Raw genomic sequence first — 5479 nt, 5'->3', positions numbered from 1 at the left:
TCGGCGTACTTGTTGGTGAGGACGGAGCCCTGGGCCTCCATGACCGCGACCGGAGCGAAGTTCTCCGAGGCGATCATCTCGAGGGTGGACTGCTGACGGTGGAGCTCGGCGTCGACCACGGCGGCGACGTCCGGGTCCAGCTCGTGGAGGGGCTGGTGGAAGAGGGTCATCGGCGGTCTCCTTGTGTGTGGGCGCAGTACGCGGCATACGCATCGGCGGACAGTGCGCCGGCGATGTTCTCGACCCGCAGCCTGAACAGCCAACCGGCGGTGTAGGGAGAAGCGTTGACAACGCCCGGGGTGTCGGCCAGCGCAGTGTTGACTTCCAGGACCTCACCCGAGGCAGGTGCGTACAGGTCGCTGACGGCTGTGGGTGAGCTGATCTCCCCGCAGCTCTCCCCGGCCTCGACCTGAGTGCCGACTTCGGGCAGCCGGAGGTGGACGACATCGCCGAGCGCGTTGGCCGCGTACGCGGTGATGCCGACGGTCGCGTTGCCCTCGTCCACGACCAGCCACTCGTGGTCCCAGGTGTACCGCAGGTGCTGCGGAACGCTCATGGAGGTCTCGCGCGGGGACCGCAGAGGCAGTCGGGGCGGGGAGCTCATGAGGCGGCGGCCGCGACGGCCGGGGTGAGGGTGCGGCGGAGCCGGTTGAACAGCTTCGGCTGGTTCAGGGAGAGCACGGCGACGGGGTTGCCCTCGTGACGGTAGACGGCCGTGAAGGAGCGGCTGTCGAGGTCGCCCTCGACGACCTGCGGCTCGGCACCGGGGGCGACGTGTCCGGCGAGTTGGATGCGCACCTTGTACTGGTCGGACCAGAAGTACGGCGCGGTGCGCGGGGCGGGGGCCGACACGCCGGAGAGCAGCGTGCGGGCGGCGGTCCTCGCCTGCTCGGTGGCGTTGCTCCAGTGCTCGATGCGGGCGTGCCGCCCGGTGAACAGGCTGGGGCAGCGGGCGACGTCACCGACGGCGACCACGCCCGGGACGCCGGTCGCGCAGCCGGTATCGCACACCACTCCGTCGTCCACCTGAACGCCGGAGCCGGCGAGCCAGTCGGTGGCGGGCCGTACCCCCACCCCGACCACGACGATGTCGGCGGGCAGCAGGCGCCCGTCCGCCAGCCGTACGCCGGTGACCCGGCCGTCGCCGTTGAATCCGGCCACGCCGGTTCCGCACAGCAGGCGCACTCCGTGGTCGGTGTGGAGCGAGGAGCACACCAGACCCATCTCGCGCCCCAGTTGGCGTTCCAGTGGTACGTCGAGTGCCTCGACGACGGTGACGTGGAGCCCGAGCTGGTGGGCGGTGGACGCCACCTCGGCGCCGATGAAACCGGCGCCGATGACGACGACGCGGGGCAGGCCGTCCAACAGCTCGGCGCGCAGGGCCTTGGCGTCGTCCAGGGTCCGCAGGGTGTGGACACCGGCCAGACCCTTCGTGCCGGGGAGCGTCCGGGGAGCGGCGCCGGTCGCGACGACGACCCCGTCGGTGCGCAGCTGCCGCCCTCCGGCCAGGATGACGGACCGGGCTGCGGTGTCGAGCCGCATCGCGCGCTCGCCGAGCAGCCACTGCACGTTCAGGTCCTCATACTCGTCCGCGTCGCCGAGCGCGAGCGCGGCGGCGTCGAGGCCGCCCTTGAGGAAGTCCTTGGACAGCGGCGGGCGGTCGTAGGGCGTGTGGCGCTCCTCCCCGACGACGACGAGGTCGCCGTCGTAGCCTTCTGCGCGCAGCGCACGGACCGTGCTCAGCCCTGCCAGCGACGCTCCGACGACGGTGATGCTCCTCATGCGGGCTCCCCGACGGTGACGTGGAGTTGGACGTGGCCGCCTGCCGGGGAGACCTGGCGGGTGCCCACCGGGTCCTTCACCGGCGGGCAGGTGACGCGGCTGGACTCGCGGGGCGGCAGGTCTTCGATCCGGCACACCGTGATCATGGGGAACCTCCGGGTTGCGGGTGCCCGACTGGGACGGGGAGCCGTCGGCCCGGGGGTGGCACCCGGTTCATCGACGGAGCGAGAGCAAACAGGTTGTCTCGAATAACACAACTAAATTCACTATGCGCAACATGCTTTCGGTTGACCCAGGGGTTGTCAAGAGAGGAAGCAGCACCAGTCCGTCATGATGCACATTGTTGCGCCATGCTCAACAGAAACCGGTGGCCGCGATCCGGTCCTGCGGGGCCGCCGCGGAAGGGACGTGCGGGAACGCGCGGTGCTGCCACCTCGGCACCGACCGGACGGCTATGTGCGGACGGCCCGGCCTGGGAGGTGAGGGCCTGCGGTCACAGGTCCGGCTCGTCCCTCCCCCAGAGCTCCGCCTGGGAGGTGCCCCCGTCCAGCAGGAGATCGCCCATGGCTCCGCCGAACCCGGCTGCCGCCTCGTCCAGTGACTGTTCGGTCCAGATGACCTTGCCGCGGGCGGTGTACCGGGTGCCCCAGCGCCGGGCGAACTGGGCGACGAGGAACAGTCCCCGGCCGCCCTCGTCGGTGGTGGCCGCCCGGCGCAGGTGCGGGGAGGTGCTGGAGCCGTCGGCGACTTCGCAGATCAGGCTGTCCCGGTCGTACAGCAGGCGGAGCCTGACGGGTTCGGCTCCGTAGCGGATGGCGTTGGTGACCAGTTCACTGAGGATGAGTTCAGTGGTGAAGGCGATCTCGTCCAGGCCCCATGTCTCCAGCTGACGGACGCAGGCAGTGCGGACGGAGGCCACCGCAGCAGGATCGGAGGGCACGTCCCACCCGGCGACCCGGTCCGAGTCCAGCAGCCGGGTGCGGGCCACCAGCAGGGCGATGTCGTCCCTGGGGCGGGCGGGCACCAGGGCGTCGAACACCGCCTGACAGGCCTGCTCCGGACTCTGGTCGGGATGCGCCAGGGCGTCTCGCAGGAGTTCGAGGCCGGTGTCGATGTCGCGGTCGCGGTCCTCGACGAGCCCGTCGGTGTACAGAGCCAGCCGGGAGCCCTCGGGCAGTTGCAGTTCGGCGGTCTCGATGGGCAGGCCTGCGCCCAGGCCGAGGGGCGGGGAGACGGGCACGTCGGGGAAGGTGACGGTGCCGTCGGGGTGCACAAGGGCGGGTGAGGGATGGCCGGCCCGGGCGATGCTGCAATGGCCGGAGGCCGGGTCGTAGATCGCGAACAGACAGGTGGCGCCGGTGATGCCCTCGCTCCCGCCCTCGGCCGCCTCTCTCTGGTCGATGTCGGCGACCAGCTCGTCCAGGTGGCCCAGGAGCTCGTCGGGAGGCAGGTCGAGGGCACAGAAATTGTGGACGACGGTACGCAGGCGGCCCATGGTGGCGGCCGCATGCAGGCCGTGCCCGACGACATCTCCGACGACCAGGGCGACGCGGGTACCGGACAGGAGGATGACGTCGAACCAGTCCCCGCCCACCCCGGCCTGGGCGGGCAGGTAGCGGTGGGCCACCTCCAGGGCCGACTGCTCGGGCAGGCTGTGGGGCAGCAGGCTGCGCTGCAGGGTGACCGCCATGGTGTGCTCGCGGGTGTAGCGGCGGGCGTTGTCGATGCACACCGCCGCACGGGCGGCCAGCTCCTCGGCGAAGGACAGATCCTCCTCGGCGAAGGAATCCTGCTCCGAGCGCCAGAAGTCGACCATCCCCAGCACCACGCCGCGGGCCTGCAACGGCACAGTGATCAGCGAGTGGATACCGAAGCCCAGGACGCGCTCCGCCCGCTCGGGATCCAGAGCCTGCCAGCCCGGCGCGAGGCTCAGATCGGGCTCCAGCACGGCGTGACCGCCCTGCAGCCCCTGCGCCTGCGCCTGCGGCATCGTCGGCAGGAATGTGATCACCTCACCCGGCGTGTACAGCGGGTGGTCGTCCCGGATGCCGCGCACGGCGGTGCGATGCATGGTCAGCGTTGCGCCGTCCGGCTCCTCACCCCGCCGGACCGCATCCAGCAACTCGACCGTGACGAAGTCGGCGAACCGGGGGACCGCGATCTCGGCCAGTTCCTCGGTGGTGCGCACCACGTCCAGCGTGGTGCCGATCCGCACCCCGGCGTCGTAGAGCAGTTGCAGGCGTTCCCGCGCCACCTCGGCCCGGCCCGCCAGTGCGCGCAGCTCAGTGGTGTCCCGCAGGGTCGCCACGCTCCCGGCCGGCCCGCCGTGCGGGGCGGTCGGCCGCAGGTTGACCGCCAGCAGCCTCTCCCCCGCCAGGAGCACCTCGTCGGTGGCGGCTCGGCCCGAGGCCAGCAGCATGGCCGTACGCGGGGACAGCCCGAGGTCGGTGACCCGCCGGCCCTCCAGGTCCTCGGGCAGATCCAGCAGTCGGCACGCCTCGTCGTTGGCCAGCAGCAGACGCCCCTCACCACTGATGACGAGCACGCCTTCCCGGACCGAGTGCAGGACCGCGTCGTGGTGCTCGTACATCCGCGTCATCTCCGCCGGCTCCAGACCGTGCGTCTGCCGCCGCAGCCGTCGGCTCACCAGCGCCGACCCGCTTGTGACCAGTACCAGCCCGCCGGCGGCGGAACCGAACAGCAGCGGAAGCTGACTCTCCACCTGCTCGTTCACGCTCTTGACCGTGATGCCGACGGACACCAGCCCGACGACCGAGCCTCCGGCGTCGAAGACGGGGACCATCGTGTCCACCGCGCGGCCGACGCCCGGCGTGTCGTAGGTCTCCTGGTGCACATTGCCGGCGAGCGCGTCCGCGTAGGAGCCGACGACATACTTGCCGATCAGGTCCGGGTCGGGGTGGGTCCAGCGGAAGCCGGCCGGGCTGAACGCGATGATGTAGTCGACCCCGGACTCCTTGCGGGCTTTCTCCGCACGCGGCTGCAGGAGCGCACTGGGGTCGGCGGATTCCATGGCCGCCAGCGTCCCCGGGGCGTGCGCGAAGGTCTGGGCGCCGACGAGCGAGCGCTCACGGGCCTCCTGCAGGCTTGCGCTGCGGGCCTGCAGCACGAGGGCCACCACCGCAGCGACGACGAGCAGCATGACGACTGCCAGCTGCAGGATGAAGACCTGGCCTGCGACGCTGTGCACGCTCAGCACGGAGGGGAGGCGGACCGGCGGGGGCGGGGCCTCGTGGTCGCCCTCGGGTCCGGCCGGCTGCCCGGTCCCCGGGCGCCGGGCCTCACGCCGATCCCGCGTACGCCACCCGGTGAAAAGCCGGGAAGACGATACGGAGGACCGCCAAAATGTGCGCATATCAATACTTCTAGTACTGGTGGCCGCGGTAAGCCAGCACAGCCGCTGCGCGGCTGAACCGTGGTGGCTGCGGATCCGGCACCCTCACGGCAGGGTGCGGCCGCACCTTGGCGATCGCCGGAGCGGGTGGCCGAGGGGCGCCCGTCCACCTGCCGGAGGGGCCGCACGGCAGGTGGACGGGCTGTACCGGGTGGGGCGGGTCAGTGAGCGGGCCGCGCGTCGAGCTTGTCCTGCAGCCAGGTGTGGAATTCGCCGATGTGGTGCTCGCTGGGCACCAGGACTCCGCCCTTGGCGTACGCCCTCGAACTCATCGCCGGCTGGGTG

4 protein-coding genes and 2 pseudogenes are annotated in these 5479 nt (G+C 71.4%); all 6 read right to left on the bottom strand.

What is annotated here, in order from left to right; translation table 11 throughout:
* Window positions 1–170: pseudogene (locus tag ACWD01_RS37085) on the bottom strand (serine hydroxymethyltransferase); the annotation flags it as partial.
* Window positions 167–556 (bottom strand): glycine cleavage system protein GcvH, encoded by a 390-nt coding sequence (gene gcvH, locus ACWD01_RS37080; RefSeq protein WP_451168359.1) that lies wholly within the window; start codon window positions 554–556, stop codon window positions 167–169. The gene gcvH and the pseudogene ACWD01_RS37085, both read right to left, overlap by 4 nt.
* Before the next feature lie 44 nt (window positions 557–600).
* A complete protein-coding gene (locus ACWD01_RS37075) occupies window positions 601–1782 on the bottom strand; it encodes an NAD(P)/FAD-dependent oxidoreductase (RefSeq protein ID WP_451168357.1) in 1182 nt (393 codons plus the stop codon).
* Complete coding sequence (locus ACWD01_RS37070) at window positions 1779–1928, bottom strand: hypothetical protein (protein ID WP_451168355.1); 150 nt, start codon at window positions 1926–1928, stop codon at window positions 1779–1781. Before ACWD01_RS37070 ends, ACWD01_RS37075 begins: the two co-directional genes overlap by 4 nt.
* A gap of 347 nt (window positions 1929–2275) precedes the next feature.
* Complete coding sequence (locus ACWD01_RS37065; RefSeq protein WP_451168361.1) at window positions 2276–4942, bottom strand: SpoIIE family protein phosphatase; 2667 nt, start codon at window positions 4940–4942, stop codon at window positions 2276–2278.
* A 413-nt stretch (window positions 4943–5355) separates the two neighbouring features.
* Window positions 5356–5479, bottom strand: a pseudogene (locus tag ACWD01_RS37060) (aromatic ring-hydroxylating dioxygenase subunit alpha); the annotation flags it as partial.

It is taken from the genome of Streptomyces sp. NPDC002835 (assembly GCF_053591995.1).
Note: the sequence above shows the minus strand (reverse complement) of the source record. Positions and strands in the feature narration are given on the sequence as shown.